At 77.0% G+C, this 2,318-nt stretch carries 4 protein-coding genes; 2 read left to right on the top strand and 2 right to left on the bottom strand.

All coding sequences use genetic code 11. The features are described from left to right. Positions 1–83: 83 nt before the first annotated feature. A complete protein-coding gene (locus tag ACZ7GX_RS20175; RefSeq protein ID WP_498778576.1) occupies positions 84–830 on the bottom strand; it encodes a hypothetical protein in 747 nt (248 codons plus the stop codon). After that, on the bottom strand, positions 827–1,141 hold the full coding sequence (locus ACZ7GX_RS20170) for a PadR family transcriptional regulator (protein WP_184929076.1): 315 nt from the start codon (positions 1,139–1,141) through the stop codon (positions 827–829). Before ACZ7GX_RS20170 ends, ACZ7GX_RS20175 begins: the two co-directional genes overlap by 4 nt. 91 nt (positions 1,142–1,232) lie before the next feature. On the opposite strand from ACZ7GX_RS20170, the gene ACZ7GX_RS20165 reads away from it, so the two are divergent. Both ACZ7GX_RS20165 and ACZ7GX_RS20160 read left to right on the top strand, forming a co-directional pair. Beyond that, the gene (locus tag ACZ7GX_RS20165; protein ID WP_498778721.1) at positions 1,233–1,682 is read left to right on the top strand and encodes an RrF2 family transcriptional regulator; all 450 of its coding nucleotides are present in this window, start codon (positions 1,233–1,235) and stop codon (positions 1,680–1,682) included. A 37-nt stretch (positions 1,683–1,719) separates the two neighbouring features. Further along, positions 1,720–2,112: a RidA family protein gene (locus ACZ7GX_RS20160; RefSeq protein ID WP_498778575.1), complete on the top strand. Its 393-nt coding sequence runs from the start codon at positions 1,720–1,722 to the stop codon at positions 2,110–2,112. The last annotated feature ends 206 nt before the right edge of the window (positions 2,113–2,318 follow it).

Genomic DNA, 2,318 nt, shown 5'->3' with positions numbered 1-2,318 from the left:
GGAGACCCCCCTCAACCCCCCCCCCCCCCCCCCTGTCCCCCCCCCCCCCCCCCCCCCCCCCCCCGCGGCCCAGGCGGGAGGGCTCAGGCGGCGGGCACGGTCGCGCGGGCCGCCCAGGGCCGGAACACCGCCACCGCGGCGGCGGCGATCAGCCAGGCCGCGGCCATCGTCCACGTCGACAGCGCCGGGGCGAACACCACCGACCCGACCCCCGCGACGAGCCCGACCGGCGCGACCGCCCACCACCGCGACGGCACCGGCGGCGCCTCCCGGTGGAAACCCGCCACCACCGCCACCGCGGTCAGCAGCGCCGGGCCGTGCCACAGCAGCGGCCACCACGGCGGGAACCCCGCCGCCACCGACCACACCGCCGACACCAGCGACACCGCGCCCAGCACACCCCCGGCGACCCGGCCCCACGCGCGGAGGCCGCCGACCAGCGCCGCGAACGCCACCACCGCCACCGCGTCGTACCACCAGCCCTGCACGTCGACGCCGGGGCCGAGCCGGGCGATCACCGTCCACGACTGCGCCGAGGCCACCAGCTGACCCAGCAGCCCGGTCAGCGCCAGCACCCGCAGCACGGTCCCCGCCGCGCGCCGCTCGCCCAGCCGCACCCGCACCGCCAGCGCCGCCGTCGCGCCCGCCTCGCCCCACCCCGGCCAGCCGTGCTCCAGGTCCAGGTCGTCGGTGCGGTCGGCCAGGAAGATGCCGACCATCTCCTCCTCGCGCTCCGCGCGGTACCAGGCGGGCAGCACCCGCAGCAGCGACCGGTACCGGCGTTCCAGGTTCGACCTCCCGGCGTGGGACCGCCCCGCGTCCGACCTCACAGCGCACCCCTCGCCTTCAGCACCGACGACGCGGCGCGCACGTTCGCCGACAACCGGGCCACCTCGGCCGACAACACCCGCACACCGGCGTCGGTCAGCCGGTAGTAGCGGCGCAGCCGACCCTGGTGCACCTCCTCGCGGTCGCGCTCGGCCAGGCCCTCCGCGACCAGCCGGTCCAGCACCCCGTAGAGCGTGCCGACCCGCAACCGCATCCGACCCTCCGACAGCCCGTCGACCGCGCGCACGATCGCGTAACCGTGCAACGGCTCCTCCGCCAACGCGGTGAGCACCAGGAACACCTGCTCCGACATACCTCTCACACCGCACGTTATACCGCTTCGCGATATATCTCGGCAATAAATCTGGATACCGGATGTCCAGGATGGGGTTAGGGTGGTGACCGTGAAGATGGCCGAGGGCGTCGAATGGGCCCTGCACTGCTGCCTGGACCTGTCCTGGGCGGGCGGGACCCCCGTCCCCGCCGCCCGCCTCGCCGCGCTGCACGGCCTGCCGGCCGCCTACCTCACCAAGCAGCTGCAGGCCCTCGGCCGGGCCGGCATCGTGCGCTCCACCCCCGGCCCGCGCGGCGGCTACCTGCTCGACCGGCCGCCGCACGCCGTGACCCTCATGGACGTCGTCGCGGCCGTCGACGGCGCCGACCCCGCGTTCCGCTGCACCGAGATCCGCGCGGGCGGCCCCCACACCACCCGCTGCGCCATCGACTCCGCCATGACCCGCGCCGACCTGGCCTGGCGCCGCGAACTGGCCGGCCGCACCCTCGCCGACCTCGACGCCGACGTGCGCCGCGCCGACCCCGACGCCCCCGCCGCCACCCGCGCCCGACTCACCTGACACCCGACACCCGACACGACCGGAAGGACGCTCGACCGTGCCCCACACCCTCGCCAACCCCGACGCGCTGCCCGACCCCACCGGCTACGGCTACAGCCACGTCGCCGCCACCACCGGCGACCTGGTGTTCGTCGCCGGCCAGTACGGCTGCGACGCCGACGGGCGCCTCGTGTCCGACGACTTCGCCGAACAGGTCGACCGCGCGTACGCCAACCTCGGCACCGCCCTGCGCGCGGTCGGCCTGGACTACCGCCACGTCGCCCGCCTGGGCACCTACGTCGTCGGCCACGACGCCGACCGGCTCACCGTGCTGCGGGACCACGCGCTCCGCATCTGGGGCGACCGGCCACCCGCGCAGACCCTGCTCGGCGTGGCCACGCTCGCCCTGCCCGGGATGCTGTTCGAGGTCGACGCCGTCGCGGTCCGCTGAGCGGGTGGCGGGTCGCCCCCCCCCCCCCTCCCCCCCCCCCCCCCCCCCCCCCCCCACCCGCCCCCGCTCCCCCCCCCCCCCCCCCCCCCCCCCCCCCCCCCCCCCCCCCCCCCCGGGTCGTGTCCTTCGCCGACACCGGCGACCCGGTGTTCGTCGGCGACGGTGGTCGCACCACGTTCGGGCTGGTGTTCGGCGGACCCGTGGAG

It is taken from the genome of Actinosynnema sp. NPDC037264 (genome assembly GCF_055603705.1).
The sequence above is the reverse complement of the archived record's forward strand: the minus strand, read 5'-3'. Positions and strand labels throughout refer to the sequence as shown.

What these genes read in the sequence shown, in the direction of transcription:
- ACZ7GX_RS20170 (WP_184929076.1), bottom strand. Translation starts at nt 1,141, where the DNA reads ATGTCGGAGCAGGTGTTCCTGGTGCTCACCGCGTTGGCGGAGGAGCCG.